16 protein-coding genes and 1 tRNA gene are annotated in these 18,130 nt (G+C 71.1%); 9 read left to right on the plus strand and 8 right to left on the minus strand.

Going from position 1 to position 18,130, the window contains the following annotated elements:
- Positions 1-8 precede the first annotated feature (8 nt).
- Together ACWEQG_RS02750 and ACWEQG_RS02755 are read left to right on the plus strand one after the other, a co-directional pair.
- Positions 9-776 (plus strand): ABC transporter ATP-binding protein, encoded by a 768-nt coding sequence (locus tag ACWEQG_RS02750; RefSeq protein ID WP_452281153.1) that lies wholly within the window; start codon positions 9-11, stop codon positions 774-776.
- Positions 761-2,635, plus strand: coding sequence for a hypothetical protein (locus ACWEQG_RS02755; protein WP_452281155.1), 1,875 nt, complete (start codon positions 761-763; stop codon positions 2,633-2,635). Before ACWEQG_RS02750 ends, ACWEQG_RS02755 begins: the two co-directional genes overlap by 16 nt.
- A gap of 87 nt (positions 2,636-2,722) precedes the next feature.
- On the opposite strand, the gene ACWEQG_RS02760 is transcribed toward ACWEQG_RS02755, so the two are convergent.
- Positions 2,723-3,460, minus strand: coding sequence for a formylglycine-generating enzyme family protein (locus tag ACWEQG_RS02760; protein ID WP_452281157.1), 738 nt, complete (start codon positions 3,458-3,460; stop codon positions 2,723-2,725).
- A 198-nt stretch (positions 3,461-3,658) separates the two neighbouring features.
- Here ACWEQG_RS02760 and ACWEQG_RS02765 point away from each other — a divergent pair, with 198 nt between their 5' ends.
- Entirely contained in the window at positions 3,659-3,820 is a 162-nt protein-coding gene (locus ACWEQG_RS02765; protein ID WP_452281159.1) for a hypothetical protein, read from the plus strand.
- 5 nt (positions 3,821-3,825) lie between these two features.
- Here ACWEQG_RS02765 and ACWEQG_RS02770 read toward each other — a convergent pair whose 3' ends face one another.
- Together ACWEQG_RS02770 and ACWEQG_RS02775 are read right to left on the minus strand one after the other, a co-directional pair.
- On the minus strand, positions 3,826-4,161 hold the full coding sequence (locus ACWEQG_RS02770; protein ID WP_452281161.1) for a hypothetical protein: 336 nt from the start codon (positions 4,159-4,161) through the stop codon (positions 3,826-3,828).
- A 238-nt stretch (positions 4,162-4,399) separates the two neighbouring features.
- Positions 4,400-4,476 (minus strand) — tRNA-Ile (locus ACWEQG_RS02775).
- A 231-nt stretch (positions 4,477-4,707) separates the two neighbouring features.
- On the opposite strand from ACWEQG_RS02775, the gene ACWEQG_RS02780 reads away from it, so the two are divergent.
- Positions 4,708-5,706: a substrate-binding domain-containing protein gene (locus ACWEQG_RS02780; protein ID WP_452281163.1), complete on the plus strand. Its 999-nt coding sequence runs from the start codon at positions 4,708-4,710 to the stop codon at positions 5,704-5,706.
- A 109-nt stretch (positions 5,707-5,815) separates the two neighbouring features.
- Here ACWEQG_RS02780 and ACWEQG_RS02785 read toward each other — a convergent pair whose 3' ends face one another.
- From ACWEQG_RS02785 to ACWEQG_RS02800, 4 genes are all read right to left on the minus strand, one after another.
- Positions 5,816-6,391, minus strand: a complete 576-nt coding sequence (locus tag ACWEQG_RS02785; protein WP_452281165.1) for a TetR/AcrR family transcriptional regulator — start codon at positions 6,389-6,391, stop codon at positions 5,816-5,818.
- A gap of 169 nt (positions 6,392-6,560) precedes the next feature.
- Entirely contained in the window at positions 6,561-7,454 is an 894-nt protein-coding gene (locus ACWEQG_RS02790) for an SDR family NAD(P)-dependent oxidoreductase (protein ID WP_452281167.1), read from the minus strand.
- Between the two features lie 127 nt (positions 7,455-7,581).
- Positions 7,582-7,821, minus strand: coding sequence for a hypothetical protein (locus ACWEQG_RS02795; protein ID WP_346225861.1), 240 nt, complete (start codon positions 7,819-7,821; stop codon positions 7,582-7,584).
- Positions 7,822-7,830: 9 nt separating this feature from the next.
- Positions 7,831-9,504, minus strand: a complete 1,674-nt coding sequence (locus tag ACWEQG_RS02800; RefSeq protein WP_452281169.1) for a sodium:solute symporter family protein — start codon at positions 9,502-9,504, stop codon at positions 7,831-7,833.
- A gap of 185 nt (positions 9,505-9,689) precedes the next feature.
- On the opposite strand from ACWEQG_RS02800, the gene ACWEQG_RS02805 reads away from it, so the two are divergent.
- A complete protein-coding gene (locus tag ACWEQG_RS02805; RefSeq protein WP_363474231.1) occupies positions 9,690-9,887 on the plus strand; it encodes a DUF2795 domain-containing protein in 198 nt (65 codons plus the stop codon).
- A gap of 147 nt (positions 9,888-10,034) precedes the next feature.
- On the opposite strand, the gene ACWEQG_RS02810 is transcribed toward ACWEQG_RS02805, so the two are convergent.
- Complete coding sequence (locus ACWEQG_RS02810) at positions 10,035-10,859, minus strand: patatin-like phospholipase family protein (protein WP_452281171.1); 825 nt, start codon at positions 10,857-10,859, stop codon at positions 10,035-10,037.
- Positions 10,860-11,060: 201 nt separating this feature from the next.
- Here ACWEQG_RS02810 and ACWEQG_RS02815 point away from each other — a divergent pair, with 201 nt between their 5' ends.
- The 4 genes from ACWEQG_RS02815 to ACWEQG_RS02830 all read left to right on the plus strand — a co-directional run bounded on the left by ACWEQG_RS02815 (position 11,061) and on the right by ACWEQG_RS02830 (position 18,079).
- Positions 11,061-13,823, plus strand: coding sequence for a cellulose binding domain-containing protein (locus tag ACWEQG_RS02815; RefSeq protein ID WP_452281173.1), 2,763 nt, complete (start codon positions 11,061-11,063; stop codon positions 13,821-13,823).
- Positions 13,824-13,934: 111 nt separating this feature from the next.
- Positions 13,935-14,555, plus strand: coding sequence for a hypothetical protein (locus ACWEQG_RS02820; RefSeq protein WP_452281175.1), 621 nt, complete (start codon positions 13,935-13,937; stop codon positions 14,553-14,555).
- 168 nt (positions 14,556-14,723) lie between these two features.
- Entirely contained in the window at positions 14,724-16,784 is a 2,061-nt protein-coding gene (gene pta / locus ACWEQG_RS02825; protein ID WP_452281177.1) for a phosphate acetyltransferase, read from the plus strand.
- Between the two features lie 116 nt (positions 16,785-16,900).
- Positions 16,901-18,079 (plus strand): acetate/propionate family kinase, encoded by a 1,179-nt coding sequence (locus tag ACWEQG_RS02830; protein WP_452281179.1) that lies wholly within the window; start codon positions 16,901-16,903, stop codon positions 18,077-18,079.
- Positions 18,080-18,130 lie beyond the last annotated feature (51 nt).

The following is an 18,130-nucleotide window of genomic DNA, read 5'->3' on the forward strand; positions in this document are numbered from 1 at the left end:
GATGGGGGATGGGCGTTGTGGAATCATCGGCGCTGAGCCTGATCGGCCTGACCAAGACGTTCGGCCGCAGACGCGCCGTGGACCATGTCGAGCTGCAGGTGCCGAGCGGCTCGTTCTTCGGCCTGGTCGGCCCCAACGGCGCCGGCAAGACCACCTCCTTGTCGATGGCGGTGGGTCTGCTCCGGCCGGATGCGGGCCGTGCCGAGATCTTCGGTGTCGACGTGTGGGCGGACGCCGTACGGGCCAAGAAACTGATCGGCGTGCTGCCCGACGGGCTGGCGATGCCGGAACGGCTGACCGGCCGGGAACTGCTGTGCTTCACAGGTCTGCTGCGCGGCCTGAGGCGCTCCGAGGTCGATCGCCGGGCTGAGGAGCTGCTGCACACCCTCGGGCTGGAGACGGCCGGCCGGACCCTGGTGATGGAGTACTCCACCGGCATGCGCAAGAAGATCGGCCTTGCCTCCGCCCTGCTGCACGCGCCGAAGCTGCTGGTGCTCGACGAGCCGCTGGAAGCGGTCGATCCGGTGAGCGCGGCGACGATCAAGGTGATCCTGCGGCGGTTCGTGCGCGGCGGCGGGACGGTGGTGCTGTCCAGCCATGTGATGGCCCTCGTGGAGCAGTTGTGCGACCACGTCGCGGTGATCGACGCGGGCCGGGTCGTCGCCTCGGGTCCGTTGGAGCGGGTGCGGGGCGGGCTGAGCCTGGAGGAGCGTTTCGTGAGCCTGGTCGGTGGTCGGCTGCCCGAGATGGAGGAGCTGGCGTGGTTGGCGTCCTGATCCGGATGAAGCTGGCCGTCCAGCGCAATTCGATGAGCGGGCAGCGTGCCGCTCAGATGACCTTCGGTGGTGCGGTGGGCCTGGTGCTCGCGGGCGCGGTCGTGCTGCTCGCCGGTCGGGACTATCCGGTGGCGTCGCTGCGGCTCGACCTGCTCGGTGCCGCGCTGGCGCTCTGGACGGCCGGCTGGCTCGTGGGGCCCGCTCTGTTCGGTGGCGGGGATGAGACCCTGCGCCCCGAGCACTTCTCCCTGCAGGCGATGTCCCCGCGCGCGTTGACCGTCGGCCTGGCCGCCGCCTCCTTCATCGGTGTCGCACCGGCGGTGACCGTGGTGGCGCTGGCCGCACTGGTGGTCGTGGCGACCGGGTCCGGGGCGACGGTGGTCGCCGTGGTGGCGGTCATCCTCCAGCTCGCCCTCACCGTGATCGCCTCCCGGCTGGTCACCGCCGTCCTCGGCCAGGTCATGCGATCACGCACAGGCGCCGCGCTGGCGGCGCTGCTCAGCGCGACGGTGCTGGCCGCCCTCCACTCCGGCTGGGTGCTGTCACCCCTGGCCGGTGCGGCGCTGGACACCGGATTTCCCAGCGTGGTCGCCACGTGGGTGCGCGCCCTTCCCTCCGGCTGGGGTCTGGCCGCCGTCGAAGCCGCCGGACACGGTGACTGGCCGCTCGTGGCGGCCGCCCTGGCGGGCCTGGCTGCGCTGGGCGCGGGATGTCTGTACGGCTGGGCCGTACTGATCCAGCGCCGGCTGACCACCCGCCGCGCCGGTGGACGACCCGCCGGGGCCACCGCCGACCGGTGGGTGCGCGGCCCGGTCACCGCGGTCGCCGCCCGCGAGCTGCGCACCTACACCCGTGACCTGCAGCGCTTCCACTTCGTCTGTTTCGCCCTGGCGTACGCGCTGGTGTTCTGCCTGCTGCCGCTGGTCGCCGGCGCCACGGTGTTCCTGCCGTGGACCGGGCTGCTGTTCGCCGTCTGGACGGCGGCGATCTCCGCCAACCTCTACGGTGACGACGGCACCGAACTGTGGGGGAAGATGATGATCCCCGGCGCGATCCGGCGCGACGTGCGCGGCCGGCAGCTCGGCTGGTTCCTTGTCGCCGCTCCGCCCACCGTGGTGCTGACCGTCGGCCTGGTCGTCGTCTCCGGCCACCACGAAGCCTGGCCATGGCTGGCCGCTCTGATTCCCGCGGTGCTGGGCGGCGGTGCCGGAATCACGGTGCTGGTCTCGGTCCTGCGCCCGGTCCCCCTGGGCGACCCGCACCGCCGCGGCGGCAACCTGCTGGACAACGGCACCGATTTCGCCCAGGTCCTGCTGATGCTGATCCTGACCGCGGCCGGCGCCGCGCCGGCCTTCCTCGCTGCGTGGCAGGGCCCGATCTGGGCCGGACCGGTGGTCGGGGTGGCCGGCGGGGCGGCCATGGCATGGCTGCTGGGCCGGATCGCGGCAGCCCGGCTGCGGAGCACCGCACCCGACCTTCTCCTGCGCTTTCGTTCCGGTACGCAACCCGCACGCAGGCGCCCGACGATCGCCCTCACCAGGCCCCCCGGCCTGCCGTACCGCCCCCAGCCCGATCTGGGCCTGCGGCGCCTCGGCCTCGACCTCGCCCCCGCCGGGCGACGGGCCTACGTCATCGCCAGCCTGACGCTGTGCTGGGTGCCCCTGGTGGCGCAGGGTGTGGTCCCCGCGATCATGCTCTCCACCGGGGAGATCAACCGCTCGTGGTTCGTGGCGCTACACCTGCCGGGCAGCTTCCAATGGCCGACGGTCATCATGATGATCATCATTGGACTTGTCCTGCTCACCACGGGGCTGGGGATCGGGCTCCACTACTTGGCCGGATCGCGCCGATCCGGCTGATGGAGCAGGTCGTCGGTGGCGTAGACGCCGCGGCACCTTGATGGAAGGACCCGGGTAAGGGCGTAGAAGGCGGTCCTGAGCTGTCCTTCACTTGGCCGGTGCCGCTGGACGAAAGCCCACGCCGATCGCCGCCAGGTCCTGCTCGTACGCGCCGTGTCGGCGGGCGCACCGGGCCAGGTCCCGGTCGTGGCGGAATGCGCCGCCCCGGGTGACATGCGGGTCGAAGGCCCAGTCCTCCGTGCTCGGCACCTCGATGGGAGCGCCCGGGTAAGGGGCATAGAGGGTGGAAGTCCACTCATCGGCGTTGCCCGCCATGTCCAGCACACCGAAGGGGCTGGCACCCTCGGGGAACGAACCGACCGGCGTGGTGGTGCCGATGCCCAAGTCCACCAGATTGGCCAGGCCCGTGCGGTACTCGTCGCCCCATGGGAACTCCCGGCCGTCGTCACCGCGGGCGGCACGCTCCCACTCGTCCTCGGTGGGCAGGCGCACGCCAAGGCCGCCGAGCTGTTCCCCCAGCCACCGGCAATAGTCCATCGCCTCCTTCCAGGTGACGCCGATGACCGGATGGTCCACCGGTGCCTGCGGCGCCGGCCTGCCGGTGGCCTGCGCGAAGAGCGTCCACTGGCCGACAGTGACCTGGGTGCGGGCGATCCGGAACGCCGGAAGGTGGATCTCCGTGCGCGGGGCTTCCTTCCGGTACCACTCCACCGGCACTCCAGTGTCGGAGTAGCGGTGTGCCACCTCCTCCACCTCTTCGGCGGGTGTACCCCGACGCAGCATCCCGGCCGGGATCTCGACCCAGTCCACCAGTTCCACCAGCATGACCCCTCCACCGCTGATCAGGCAGATTCCATGATCGCCCCGATGTCCCAGATGCTCATCGGTCGATGGACCCATGCCGACAGCGACCTTCAACCTAGGACCTCGGGCCGCACATGAGCCGGGACGAGGACCTACGGCCGAGAAGGGGGGGAGTCCTTCGACCTGAAGAGCGACCTCCCGGACTCGATGATGAAGGAGGTGCGCACCTGGTACGCCTTCGCGGTCGACCACGTCCACGCACCGGAAGCCGCGGAGCGGGCCGGGCACGGCGTCGACGTGATGCTCAGGGTCTACGTCAAAGGCATCGAGGGGCAACGCGAGATGGCCAACCGCCGCATCCCGGAGGCCCTCGCGGGATGAGGGCCTCAGTCGCCGTCGAGGTGCAGTTCTGCCGCCGGGTCGGCGGCGCACTGGCGGGCGAGATCTCCGAGTTTCCGGATCGCCTCCACGTCCTGAGTGGTCGATGTGGGGAGGAGGGCAAGTTCGGAGAGGAACTGCGGCATCTCGGCCGGCGAAAGGATCAGGCTGCCGTACGGGTCGAGGCGTTCCAGCATCGGATGCGTGCCGCGCCCGCGCACCCGGCCGACGAGACGCACGAAGACCTCCTTGGCGTCCGGTGCGACGGCGACGGGAGCGAGCGTCCTGCGCTTCGGGCTGCTTCCACGTTGCTCCACCCTCATCAGCACCGCGTCAACGCCCATGATCACACCTTAGTCAGGACCCCGGGAGACCTCTCGGGGTCCTTCGGCGTACGGGAGCGGTATCGTTCCGCGAGGCGCCGGAGTCGCCGGGCTCACCTCGGGAAACGGGGCCGCGAGCATTCCGCGTATGTTCCGTGATCAGTGGCACACGGCTGCTTCCGGCGGCTGTCGACTACGTGTCAGGCAGACACGATCCATGGAGGAGCCGCAGCTCAGGCAGGGTTTCCCTGATCAAGCGTGGTAGGGCGGGTGGGACTTGAACCCACGACCCACGGATTATGAGTCCGATGCTCTGACCGGCTGAGCTACCGCCCCGCAATGGTGGAGTCTCTCACAACTTAGCGGCTGAGGGGATCGGGGATCGGCGGCCTTCGGCCCTGGGCGTAATCCCCGCCGATCATCCGTGCCGGTGATCGTCCGCCCTGAGCCGGGGACTCACCTCCTGGGAGTTATGCGGCATATGTCGGGGTATGTGACTGCTGAGGCGACACCGCTCCACAAGACGGCTCTGCGAAACGTGGCTCCGCAACGAATCGGGGGTGCCCCGTGGGGAGACGACTGGCGGGCGTCTGCGTGCTGCTCCTGATGTCCCTCCCCGCCTGTGGGCAGGGCGGGCGGCAGCCGGGAGCGGAGCTCGGAGCGGTCGGCGACGTGCGGGAGGGCTTCGCCGTCGGCCTGCTGCTCCCGAACGAAGGGCCGGACCGGCCTCTGTTCACCCGGGCCCTGGCATCGCTCTGCCCACGCTGCCACGTCCGGTACGCGAATGCGTCGGGTGACCGGGCCAGACAGGCGCGGCAGGTCGGCCGGATGCTGGCCGACGGTGTGCGGGTGCTGGTCCTCGGCGCGGTGGACCCCGAAGCCGCCGCTCCCTGGGTGGCCAGGGCCAAGTTGTCCGGGGCGAAGGTGATCGCCTACGACCGGCTGGCCAACGGGCCGGTGGACGCCTACGTCGCGACGGATCCGGCACGCGTCGGCCGGGAGCAGGCGCTGGCCCTGCTCCGCGCCATGAAGGTGGCAGGACCGGTGCTGCTGGTCAACGGACCCGCCGCGGACCCCTACGCCTCTTTGGTGAAGCGGGGCCTGCACGCCGTGCTCGACGGCCGGGTGACGGTCGGCTGGGAGCGGGACCTGACTCGGCCCGGCGACGCAGGGCGCGAGGTCGTCGCGGCCGTCGCCGCGCTCGGCGGGGCGGCGAAGGTGGGGGGCGTGTGCTGCGCGAGCGGAGCGGCGGCGCAGGCCGTCGCGGCGGAACTGGCGAAGGCGGGAATGGCCGGGGTGCCGCTGATCGGATATGACGGCCGGCCGGGCGTGGGCGCGCGGACGGCCGCTGTACGCACCGACGTCGCGGCTCAGGCGGCGGCCGCCGCCAGGCTGGTGGTCGAGGTCGCGGGCGGCAGGACCGTGTACGGCACGGCCGTGGTGGCCAATGGGACGACGGTCTCGATCCCGGCGGTGCTGGTTCCGCCCGCCGTGGTCACGAAGGCCGGGGCTCCCACAGCTTCCGATCGCGGGACCGCCCGCAAACAGGGCGCGCCGCCGCACTGACACGTCCGCGCTCAGCGGGCATGTACAGCACGGGTCCCCACGGTATCCCGCTCGATAGGCCCTGCCCGTCTGCAGTGAATCCGGCCCCTGCGCCTGCCGGCGGGGACGCTCAGGTCGGTGTGGGGCGCATGCCTTCGAGCAGGGTGGCGAGGTAACGGCGGGCGATCTCGACCCGGTCGGCGGGGGTGCCGCCGTGGACGGCCACGGCGTGGGCGATGCCGCACATGAGCGGGACGAGGTCGGTGGCGGCGAGGTCGGTGCGGATGGCTCCGGCATGGCGGGCCCGTTCGAGCAGTGTGGTGCCGGCGGAGGCCAGTGACTTCTTGAGTTCCGTGGTGCGGGGCAGGGTGTCCGTGGCCGCCGCGGCGACCGGGGGCAGGGCGGCGTCGGTGACCTGTGCTTCGACGACGCGATGCAGGAAGCCCTCCAGCGCACGCCGGGGATCGGTGTCGGCCAGAGCCTGCTCGCCATGCGCGACCAGGGCTTCCAGGCAGGGAGCGGCGACGGTCTCCAGCAGTGCCTCGGGGGTGGCGAAGTGCCGGTAGACCGTGGCGACACCGAGGCCCGCCCGGCGTGCGATGTCGTTGAGCTGCAATGCCGTGCCCTGGTCGACCAGGTCTCGGGCGATGGCGATGATCCGCTCCCAGTTGCGGGCGGCGTCTTTGCGCAGCTGCGTGCTCGTCATGGGGGAGGATCCGGGTTGCTCGTCGTGGTTCACAGCTCGTCGTCCGAATCATATGCGGGCGTTCCCGGGGACCCTGGCGGTGGGCGGGCCGTGCGAACGGAGAGCGGTGGGAGTCGATGCGAGTCCCGAAAGAGCGCTGCCCGTGTGACCGGCGGGCGCCTGCGGATGTTCATGCTCCGGACGTCACAGGTGCGTGGGCCTCGCTGAGCAGGCGTACGGCCTCGGCGACGCGGCGGTCGGCCGCCGCACGGAACGGGGCGACGGGGTGCGCCCGGGGCCCGATGACGAGACCGGTCCGGCCGGTCAGCGCGTGGTCGGTGGCGGCGGTGATCGAGGGCCTGGCCGCCACGGACGCCGGGCCGGAGGTGGATCGTTCGAACTTGCGGCGTACCAGCGGCCACAGCAGCCGCAGGACGGGAGAGACGATCTTCGGGTCGGTCAGGGTGCCGTCGGTCATGTCGGTCGCGGCGCCTCCGGGATCGGCGGCGAAGACCGACACGCCCGTGCCGTCCAGCCGCCTCGCCAGGTCGAGCGTGTACGCGAGGTTGGCGAGCTTGGCGCGGCCGTACCAGTGGAAGCCGTAGTAGCCGCCCGGCGGCTCGACGGCGTCGAACACCCGCTTGGCGGCGCCGACCGCGCCCGAGGTCACGTTCACGATCCTGCTCGGCGCCCCGGCGGTGAGCGTGGGCAGCAGCAGTTCGGTCAGCAGGTACGGCGAGAGGTGGTTGACGACGAACGACGCCTCGACGCCGCCCAGGTCCGCGCGCTCGGCGAACATCGCCCCGACGTTGTTGACCAGCACCGTCAAGGGTTCCCCCGACGCGGCGTGCTCCGCGGCGATGCGGGCGGCCAGCGCGCGGACCTGGTCGAGCGAGGCGAGGTCGGCGGACAGGAACCGGCCGGGGTGCGCAGGTCGCGTCGCGTCGATCCGCTCGACCGCCCTGGCTCCCCGGTCGGCGTCGCGCCCGACCACGGTCACCGCGAACCCGGCGGCGGCCAGGCCCAGTGCGGTCTCCAGGCCGATGCCCCCCGTGCCTGCCGTGACCACGGCTGTCTTCATCATGTGCCCCTTCGTCCGAATAAACGGATAATCCATCCGTTAGGTCGGACGGTAGCACAATCGGATGAACTATCCGTTCCATGAGAGAGCCGCGGTCACATCGGCGATGGGACCGCGGCCGGGAAAGGGGTCACTCCTCCTCGTCGGAGGGGGCGGGGGCGTCGGACGGGCGCAGGCGCTCCCAGAGCAGGAACGCGGCGCCGACGACGAGCATCGCGATGCCCGTCCACAGGTTGATGCGAATGCCCTCCGCCTTCTGCACCTCCTGGGCGCTGTCGAACAGCCCGGTGACGGTGAGGATCAGTCCGTACACCAGGAACAGACCACCGATCACGCGGCGGATGTCGAAGAGCCGTTGCGGGGCGGCCATGGAAACCTCCTACAGGAAGGGCACGTAGAACGCCGCGGCGAGGACGACCGCCCCGGCGCCGAGGATCACGGGGGAGCGGTACCAGGCGTGGTCTCCCGACAGCGCGTCGTCTGAGACGGACGCGTCGCTCAGGCCGTAGACGAGCCCGCGCAGCTCGCTTTCCGGCTTGGGGGTGGTGACGAGCGTGACCACGACGGAGACGATCGCGTCGACCACGAAGGCGATGCCCGCGCCCCAGAAGCTCGCGTTCAGCTCGGTGCCGAAGTCGAGCACGCCCGCCTTGTAGAGCATGTACGAGCCGAAGGCGGACACCGTGCCGCTCAGCAGGCCCCAGAAGCCCGCCCACGCGGTCATCCGCTTCCAGAACAGGCCGATGATGAACGTCGCGAACAGCGGGGCGTTGAAGAACGAGAACAGCGACTGCAGGTAGTTCATGATGTTGCTGAACCCGGCCGCGATGAACGCCGCGCCGATGCCCCCGATGACGCCGCCGATGGTGGCGATGCGGCCGAGCCGCACGTACCACTCGTCCGGGTGGTCGCCGTTGATGTGCGACTTCCAGATGTCGTAGGTGAAGACCGTGTTGAAGCCGCTGATGTTGGCGGCCATGCCGGCCATGAACGAGGCGAGCAGGCCGGTCACCGCGATGCCGAGCACGCCGTTCGGCAGGAACTCGTCCATCAGCAGCGGGATCGCCTCGTTGTACGTCGGCCCGCCGTCCTTGCCGAGGTCGCCGAACAGCACGAGCGCGACGAGGCCGGGGATCACGGTGACGATCGGGATCACAAGCTTCGGGTAGGCCGCGACGATGGGGGTCAGCCGGGCGGCGTTGGTGTTGCGGGCCGACAACGCGCGCTGGACCTCGGCGAAGTTCGTGGTCCAGTAGCTGAAGGACAGCACGAAGCCGAGCCCGAGGACCAGACCGATCCAGCTGGCCTGGAGCGGGTTGTCGGTGCCGGCGGTGTGCGCCCAGGTGTGCAGGCCTCCCTCGCCGAGCACGCTCTGCTTGACCTTCTCCCCGAGGCCGGAGAAGCCGCCGACGCGGGTCAGGCCGATGATCACGATCGGCACGAGCCCGGCGACGATCACGAAGAACTGCATGACCTCGTTGTAGATCGCCGAGGACAGGCCGCCGAGCGTGATGTACCCGAGCACGATCGCGGCCGACACGATGATGGACAGCCACAGCGGCCAGCCGAGCAGCGCGTCCATGACGAGCGCCAGCGCGTACAGGTTGATCCCGGAGATGAGGATCTGCGCGAGGGCGAACGTCGAGGCGTTGAGCAGCTGGGTCGCGCCGTTGAACCGGCGGCGCATGAACTCCGGGACGCTGTGCACCTTCGACCGGTAGTAGAAGGGCATCATCACTATGCCGAGGAACACCATGGCGGGGACCGCGCCGAGCCAGTAGTAGTGCACGGTCATCACGCCGTACTGCGCGCCGTTGGCGGCCATGCCGAGGATCTCGGTGGCGCCGAGGTTGGCGGACATGAAGGCGAGGCCGGTGATCCACGCGGGGAGGGCGCGGCCCGAGAGGAAGAAGTCCAGACTCGTCCGTACGGCCCGTTTGGCGGCGAAGCCGATTCCCAGCACCACGAGGAAGTACAGGGCGAGGATCACGTAGTCCAGGACGTTGACGTCGAGCCGCAGATCCTGTGCGGCCAGCAATTGGGCATCAGGCACGCCACGCCAGCTACCCCCGGGTCACCCCGTTTCACCACGGCCGTTCCCATATACCCAATCGTGACAAACCGCTGGTAAGGGCCTCGTCAAGCCTGGCCGGGGGCGCGGAGCGGAGCCCCGAGTGGCGCGGGAGGAACCGGGTAGGCGAGGGGGAGCAGGAGGACATCGACGGAGGGAGGCACGTCATGGCCGACGCACCGAACCCGATCCAGCTGCAGAAGCACCTGAAGGGCGTCGACTACCCGGCCGGCAAGTCGGACCTGATCCGCACGGCTCGCGACCACGGCGCGGACGACAACGTCATCGACGCGCTGGAACGCATCCCGGACCGGCAGTACGACGGACCCAACGCGGTCAGCAAGGCGGTTTCCGACGTCGGGTAGATCGGACGGCCCGACCTGAGGAGTGCTCCCGGAGCACATGATCCTGACCCGTGACGCCGGAGTCGGGCGGCCGGCGCGAGGAGTTTCCGCGCCGGCCGCCCGCTGACGTCCGCGTGCTCGGGATCCGCGTGCTCGGGATCCGCGTGCTCAGGACCAGACGGCGGCGATCGGGTCGGCGAGGGTGGCGGCCTGGTCGAGCCCCGCCGTGAAAGCCGGTCCCCACAGACCGGGGTCGAGGACGTTCTCGCCGAACACCGCGACCGAGGCGGCGTCGGGGTGGACGACGTACGAGGCGGTCGCGCCGGCCTTCGCCATCTCGGCGTCGAGGACGGCCCGAGGGGTCAGGTTGCCGAGCGGTTCGAGCACCACGAGGGCGCGGGCGCCCGTCGCGAGGTCGGCGTTGGTCGCCGAGCGGACCCCGCCGTCCACGTACCTGCGGCCGTTGATCTCCACGGGCGGGAAGACCATCGGCACGGCGCAGCTCGACGCGACGGCGAGCACCAGCGGCGCGCCCGAGGCCCGGTCCCACACGACGAACTCGCCGGTGGCCGCGTCGACGCTGGTGATGAGCAGGTCGCGCTCGGGCCACTCCTTCACGGGCAGCCGCTCGCCGACCGCGGCGAGCCGCTCCGCCGCGTGGTCCACCTTCGCCGCCAGGGCCATCTGGCCGACCCTGCGCCGGGCCTCCCTGCGGTCGAGGCTGGGGTCGAACATGACGGCGAACGCCTGCATGACCTCGTTCATGTCGACGGCCGGGGGCGGGCCGGTGTCCACCTTCGCCTGGTGGGCGACGGCCTCCTCCAGGTCGGCGCCCGTGGCCACGAGCGTGCCGACGACCGAGCCGGCCGAGGTGCCGATGATCCGGTCCGCCGTCCCCAGGTCGACGCCGAGGCGGCGCAGGCCGGTGACGATCCCCGCCTCCCAGGCGATGCCGGCGACTCCTCCGCCGCCGAGCACGAGAGCTGTAGTCATGTCCAGAATTATGTTCCACGAGGCGGGATGCTCCGGCCCGGATGAAACCGGTTGAGATTTGTCTGGACGCCAAACTATTGACGGCACTTCCGCCGGTGTGTGAATCTTCCTTCCAGATTTCCATGCACGTGCGAGAAGGACGGTCAGGGTCCCCACCTGGTCGTGCATGGCCGGTTGTCCGTGCTCGGAGGGAAACCGTCCATGCGAAGATTCGCATCCATGCTCGTGGTCGCCGCCGTGGCCCTGGTCACGGCCGTGATCAGAATGTCCCCGGTGTCGGCGGTCGCAGCCGACCCGTACACGTTCAAGAACGTGCAGATCGCCGGGGGCGGCTTCGTCCCCGGCATCGTGTTCAGCCAGGTCCAGAAAGACCTGATCTACGCCCGTACCGACATCGGCGGCGCGTACCGCTGGAACCAGTCCTCCCAGACCTGGACGCCGCTGCTCGACTGGGCCGGCTGGTCCAACTGGGGCTACAACGGCGTCGCCAGCATCGCCGCCGACCCGGTGGACGCCAACAAGGTGTACGCCGCGGTCGGCATGTACACCAACAGCTGGGACCCCAACAATGGCGCGATCCTGCGCTCGTCGAACAAGGGCGACACCTGGCAGGTGACCCCGCTGCCGTTCAAGCTGGGCGGCAACATGCCGGGCCGCGGCATGGGCGAGCGCCTCGCCGTGGACCCGAACAAGAACAGCGTCCTGTACTTCGGCGCGCCCAGCGGCAACGGCCTGTGGCGGAGCACCGACTCCGGCGCCACCTGGTCGAAGGTGACCAACTTCCCGAACGTCGGCAACTACGTCGCCAGCCCCGGGGACGCCTACAACGGTGACAACCAGGGCGTCGTCTGGGTGACCTTCGACAAGCGGACCGGCACGTCGGGCAACGCCACCCAGACCATCTACGTGGGCGTGGCCGACAAGAGCAACACCGTCTACCGCACCACCAACGGCGGCACCTCGTGGGAGCGGGTCGCCGGGCAGCCCACCGGCTACATCGCCCACAAGGGCGTGCTCGACACGGCCAACGGCTACCTCTACATCGCCACCAGCGACACCGGCGGCCCGTACGACGGCGGCAAGGGCGACGTGTGGCGCTACGCCACCGCCACCGGCACCTGGACCCAGATCAGCCCGATCCCGTCCAGCAGCGGCGACGACTACTTCGGCTACAGCGGCCTGACGATCGACCGGCAGAACCCGAAGACCATCATGGTCGCCACCCAGGTCTCCTGGTGGCCCGACGCGATCTTCTTCAGGAGCACCGACAGCGGCGCGACCTGGACCCGCATCTGGGACTGGACGTCCTACCCGAACCGTAGCTTCCGCTACAAGATGGACATCTCCGCCGCGCCGTGGCTGACCTTCGGGACCAACCCCCAGCCGCCGGAGGTCACGCCCAAGCTGGGCTGGATGAACGAGTCGGTGGAGATCGACCCGTTCAACTCCGACCGGATGATGTACGGCACCGGCGCGACGATCTACGGCACCACCGACCTCACCAAGTGGGACTCGGGCGGCCAGTTCACGATCAAGCCGATGGTGAAGGGCCTGGAGGAGACCGCCGTCCTCGACCTGATCAGCCCGCCGAGCGGCGCCCCGCTGGTCAGCGCGCTCGGTGACATCGGCGGCTTCCGGCACACCAACCTCGACGCCGTGCCGTCCATGATGTTCACCCAGCCCGTCTTCACCTCCACGACCTCGCTCGACTACGCCGAGGCCAACCCGAGCGTGATGGTGCGGGCCGGCAACTTCACCGACGCCGACCGGCCGAACGACAGCCACGTCGCGTTCTCGACCGACGGCGGGGCCAACTGGTTCCAGGGCACCGAGCCGGGCGGGATCAACAGCGGCGGCACGGTCGCCGCGGCGGCCGACGGCAGCCGCTTCGTGTGGGCGCCGGGCGACCCCGGCATTCAGGTCGTCTACTCGGTCGGCTACGGCAACAGCTGGACCGCCTCCAGCGGCGTTCCGGCCGGCGCGATCGTCGAGTCCGACCGCGTGAACGCGCAGAAGTTCTACGCCTTCTCCGGCGGCAAGTTCTACGTGAGCACCAACGGCGGCGCGAGCTTCAGCGCCACCGCCGCGACCGGGCTGCCGACGACCGGTGTGCACTTCAAGGCGCTGCCCGGCAAGGAGGGCGACGTCTGGCTCGCAGGTGAGGGCGGCCTGTGGCACTCCACCAACTCGGGCGCCTCGTTCACCAAGCTGTCGAACGTCAGCACCTCGGTGAACATCGGATTCGGCAAGGCGGCCCCCGGCAAGACGTACCAGGCCCTCTACCTCATGGGCACGGTGGACGACGTGCAGGGCCTGTTCCGGTCCGACGACACCGGCGCGAGCTGGGTGCGCATCAACGACGACCAGCACCAGTACGGCAACGCGGGCGAGGCCCTGACCGGCGACCCGCGGATCTACGGCCGGGTCTACCTCGGCACCAACGGCCGGGGCATCATCTACGGCGACCGCAACGGCGGGACCTCGCCGTCCCCCTCGCCGTCGGCGTCCCCGTCGGCGTCCCCGTCGGCGTCGCCTTCGGCGTCCCCGTCCGCCTCCCCGTCCGCGTCCCCCTCGGCTTCTCCGTCGGCGTCGCCGTCCGCCTCGCCCTCGGCCAGCCCGTCCGCCTCGCCGTCGGCCAGCCCGTCGGGTGGCGCCGGCAAGGCGTGCTCGGCGACCTACAAGGTGGCCAACCAGTGGCCGGGCGGCTTCCAGGGCGAGGTCACGGTGAAGAACACCGGCAGCGCCTCGATCAGCGGCTGGAGCGTCAAGTGGGCCTTCGCCAACGGGCAGACGATCAGCCAGCTCTGGAACGGCACGGTCAGCCAGTCCGGGGCGAACGTCACGGTCACGAACGTGAGCTACAACGGCTCGGTCGGGGCCGGGGCGTCCACCACGTTCGGGTTCCAGGCGAGCTGGAACGGGACCAACGCCGTCCCGTCGGCGGTGACCTGCACCGCCTCCTGATGTAGCACGGCGACGGCCGTACGGATGAGCCGCCCGGGCGGCTCATCCGTACGCCCGTCCGACAGGAAAATCGCGTGCGCCCCGAGCGCGACCCGGTGTTGCATGAACCGGATGACCGACGAACCGCTGGAACGACTGCGCGCCGCCGCCCGGCGCACGCGTGAACTCGCCGCGAACCGGGCGGGCACCGGCCTGGGCCACGAGGACGCCGACGACGACGTCGGCACGATCGGCACGGACGGCGCCCTCGGGTTCGATCCGTTTCCTCTGCTCGAAGCCCTTCACCGCAACGGCGTCCGAGCCGTGGTGATCGGGCAGGTCGCCGGCATCATGCACGGGTCCACCGAACTGACCGGCGATCTGGATCTGCTCTGGGACGGCGCGCCTGCCCACGCCCCGGCCCTGGCGGCCGCCTTCGTCTCCGTCGGCGCCAGGCTCGCCGACGAGAAGGGCACTCCCATGGCGACTCGTCCGGATGCCCTGCTCCGCCCCAGAGTGCGGTTCACCTCACCCGGAGCCGGCGGCGACTGCTGCACCCCGGCGCTCCCCTGGGGCGACCTCCGCGTCCGGGAGATCCTCGACCGGGCGATCACCGCGGCCGGCCCGGGCGGCCTGGAGGTTCACTACGTCACCCGGGACGACCTCATCCGGATGCGTCGCGCCCTGGGCCGTCCGAAGGACCTCCGGCGTGCGGACGAACTCGACTCGCCGGACTCGGACCGCCGAGGTTGACTTCTCGCCGCCGGAGCGCGGCGGACCTCCCGCCGGTCCTGTGAGAGCACAGGCCTGGTGGGACGGGGTCATACGGATGTGACGGTCGACTGGTATGCCCGTGGGGCCCTTCGCGTAGCCTTTCTGGGGCGGGCCGTCGGGCCGCGCCTGGACAGGGGTGACTGCGCGATGGCGATCGGAGTTTACGTCGCGGCCGGCGACGCGAGGAGCAACAAGGGCACGATCGCCCTGGGCATGATCGAGCTGCTGACCCGCCAGGTGGGCACGGTGGGCGTGTTCCGCCCGGTCGTCCGGGCCGGCCGTGAGGACAGCCTCGTCAACACCGCGCGCGACCGTTTCGGCATCGGCCTGCCCTACGCGATGTGCACGGGCGTCACCTACGAGGAGGTGCACGCCGACGAGGAGCGTGCGGCCGGGGAGATCCTGGCCCGCTACCGGGCGCTGGCCGGGCGGTGCGACGCGGTCGTGGTGATCGGCACCGACTACACCGACGTGGGCGCGCCCACCGAGTTCGTGTTCAACGCCGAGCTCGCCGCCAACCTCGGCACGCCGGTGATGAACGTGGTGACCGGGCTCGACCGCACCCCCGACGAGATCGCCGCGGCGGTCGAGATGTCGCGCAAGGAGCTGGCCGAGCGGCACGCCACCGAGCTGGCCACGGTCGTGACCCGGGTCGCCCCCGACCTGGTGGACGAGGTCGCCGCCCGCGTCCCGGCGTACGTCCTGCCGGAGGTGCGGCGGCTGTCCGCGCCGACGGTCAGCGACCTTATGGCCGCCTGCGACGGCGAGCTGTTCATGGGCGACGCCGACCAGCTCGGCCGGGAGACGGGCGGGCTGATGATCGGCGCGATGTCGCTGCCGAACATCCTGGAGCGCCTCACCGAGGGCCTGGCGGTCGTCGTCCCCGCCGACCGGGCCGCCGCGCTGGTGCCGGGGCTGCTGGCCGCGCACAAGGCCCCCACGTTCCCGGCCCTGTCGGCGATCATCCTCAACGGCGGGCTGGAGCTGCCCGACGCGGTCGTCCGCCTGCTCACGGGCATGGACATCCGGCTGCCGATCGTCACGACCGGCGGCGGCACCTTCGAGACCGCGACCAAGCTGTCGAGGGCCGAGGGCCGGTTCAGCCCGGACGCCAAGGGAAAGATCGACACCGCGCTCGGGGTCTTCGCCGAGCACGTCGACGCCGGGGCGCTGCTGCGCAGCCTGCGGGTCACCAAGGCCGCCGCGATCACGCCGCTCATGTTCGAGTACGACCTGCTGGACCGCGCCCGCGCCGACCGCAGGCACATCGTGCTGCCGGAGGGCGCCGAGCCGCGCATCCTGCGCGCGGCCGACAGCCTGCTGCGCCGGGGCGTCGCCGAGCTGACCCTGCTGGGCGACGAGCGGGAGATCCGGCTGGCGGCGGCCACGATGGGCCTGGCCGTCGACGACGCCCGCGTGGTCAGCCCGTTCGACCCGGAGCTGCGCGAGCTGTTCGCCGAGGAGTACGCCCGGTTGCGCGCGCACAAGGGCGTGACCGCCGGGCAGGCCCGCGACATCGTCACCGACGTCTCCTACTTCGGCACGATGATGGTCCATCTCGGGCTGGCGGACGGCATGGTCTCCGGCGCGGCCCACACCACCGCCCACACGATCAGGCCGTCGTTCGAGGTAATCAAGACCTCGCCGGGGGTCGGCGTCGTGTCCAGCGTCTTCTTCATGTGCCTGGCCGACCGCGTCCTCGTCTACGGCGACTGCGCCGTCGTGCCCGACCCGACGGCCGCCCAGCTCGCCGACATCGCGATCTCGTCGGCCGCCACGGCCGCCAGGTTCGGGGTGGAGCCGCGCGTGGCCATGCTGTCGTACTCGACCGGCGAGTCCGGCGCGGGGCCGGAGGTGGACAAGGTGCGCGAGGCCACGGCGCGGGTCCGCGAGCTGCGGCCGGACCTGCCGGTCGAGGGCCCCATCCAGTACGACGCGGCGGCCGAGCCGAGCGTGGCGCGGACCAAGATGCCCGGCAGTCCGGTGGCCGGGCGGGCGACGGTGTTCGTGGTGCCCGACCTCAACACGGGCAACAACCTCTACAAGGCCGTACAGCGCAGCGCGGGTGCGGTCGCGATCGGGCCGGTCCTGCAGGGCCTGCGCAAGCCGGTCAACGACCTGTCCCGGGGCGCGACCGTGGGCGACATCGTCAACACCGTCGCGATCACGGCCATCCAGGCGCAGGCGCACGGGGAGACGACACAGTGAGCGCGCGGGCGCGGCAAGGGGACACAGTGAGCGCGCGGGCGCGGCAAGGGGACACAGTGAGCGCGCGGGCGCGGCAAGGGGACACAGCGAGCGCGCGGGCGCGGCAGGGGGACACAGTGAGCGGCCAGGTCCTCGTCCTGAACACGGGGTCGTCGTCCATCAAGTACCGCCTCATCGACATGGGGACGCGCCGGGCGGTGGCCGGCGGGCTGATCGAGCGCATCGGCGAGGACGAGAGCGTGCTCACCCACGACGGCGTACGCAGTGAGCGCCGGGTGGCCGACCACGAGGAGGGGCTGAAGGCGGTGCTGGCGGCCTTCGCCGAGCACGGGCCGCCGCTCGACGCCGTGACCGCCGTGGGTCACCGGGTCGTCCACGGCGGCAGCCGCTTCGTCACGCCCGTGCTGATCGACGACGCGGTCGAGCGGGCCATCGAGGAGATGGCGCCCCTGGCGCCGCTGCACAACCCGGCCAACCTGGAGGGCATCCGGGTGGCCCGGCGGGCCTTCCCCGCCCTGCCGCACGTCGCCGTCTTCGACACCGCCTTCCACGGCACGATCCCGCCGCACGCGCACACCTACGCCGTCCCCCGCGAGTGGACCCGCATGCTCGGTGTGCGCCGCTACGGCTTCCACGGCACCTCCACGGCGTACGTCTCGCGCCGGGCGGCGGCTCTGCTGGGCCGGCCGTACGACGAGGTGAACTCGATCGTGCTGCACCTCGGCAACGGCGCGAGCGCGACGGCGGTGCGGGCCGGGCGCAGCGTGGACACCTCGATGGGCATCACACCGCTCGCCGGGCTGGTGATGGGCACCCGTTCCGGGGACGTCGACCCGGCTCTGGGCGCCTACCTCGGCCGGGTCGCGGGCATGGACCTCGCCGGTGTCGACGCGGCGCTGAACAAGGAGAGCGGCCTGCTCGGCATGTGCGGGGCCAACGACATGCGCGAGGTCTGGCGGCTTGCCGACGCGGGGGACGAGGACGCCCGGCTCGCCCTCGACGTGTACGGCTACCGCGTGCGCACCTACATCGGCGCCTACTACGCGGCGCTCGGCCACGTGGACGCCCTCGTCTTCACCGGCGGCGTGGGGCAGAACAGTTCCCGTGTCCGCGCGCTGGCGGCGAGCGGGCTCACCCGGCTCGGCATCGAAATCGACCCGGGGCGCAACGACGCCGAGTCGGCGCAGGCCCGGGTGATCTCCCCGGAGGGCGCCGAGGTGACGGTGCTGGTGGTGCCCACCGACGAGGAGCTGGAGATCGCCGAGCAGACCGCCGCCTGCCTCGGTGACGCGTGAACGCTCCGATCGTCGCCGCGGTCGTCGGCTGGCTATTGTGGGCAGCGAATG

The organism is Microbispora sp. NPDC004025 (assembly GCF_053604425.1).

Bases quoted from the DNA above. Each gene is read 5' to 3' on its own strand.
- pta (WP_452281177.1), top strand. From the start codon at position 14,724: ATGGCGATCGGAGTTTACGTCGCGGCCGGCGACGCGAGGAGCAACAAG.
- ACWEQG_RS02750 (WP_452281153.1), top strand. From the start codon at position 9: ATGGGCGTTGTGGAATCATCGGCGCTGAGCCTGATCGGCCTGACCAAG.
- ACWEQG_RS02795 (WP_346225861.1), bottom strand. From the start codon at position 7,821: ATGGCCGCCCCGCAACGGCTCTTCGACATCCGCCGCGTGATCGGTGGT.
- ACWEQG_RS02820 (WP_452281175.1), top strand. From the start codon at position 13,935: ATGACCGACGAACCGCTGGAACGACTGCGCGCCGCCGCCCGGCGCACG.
- ACWEQG_RS02810 (WP_452281171.1), bottom strand. From the start codon at position 10,859: ATGACTACAGCTCTCGTGCTCGGCGGCGGAGGAGTCGCCGGCATCGCC.
- ACWEQG_RS02760 (WP_452281157.1), bottom strand. From the start codon at position 3,460: ATGCTGGTGGAACTGGTGGACTGGGTCGAGATCCCGGCCGGGATGCTG.
- ACWEQG_RS02805 (WP_363474231.1), top strand. From the start codon at position 9,690: ATGGCCGACGCACCGAACCCGATCCAGCTGCAGAAGCACCTGAAGGGC.
- ACWEQG_RS02815 (WP_452281173.1), top strand. From the start codon at position 11,061: ATGCGAAGATTCGCATCCATGCTCGTGGTCGCCGCCGTGGCCCTGGTC.
- ACWEQG_RS02770 (WP_452281161.1), bottom strand. From the start codon at position 4,161: ATGGGCGTTGACGCGGTGCTGATGAGGGTGGAGCAACGTGGAAGCAGC.
- ACWEQG_RS02790 (WP_452281167.1), bottom strand. From the start codon at position 7,454: ATGATGAAGACAGCCGTGGTCACGGCAGGCACGGGGGGCATCGGCCTG.
- ACWEQG_RS02785 (WP_452281165.1), bottom strand. From the start codon at position 6,391: ATGACGAGCACGCAGCTGCGCAAAGACGCCGCCCGCAACTGGGAGCGG.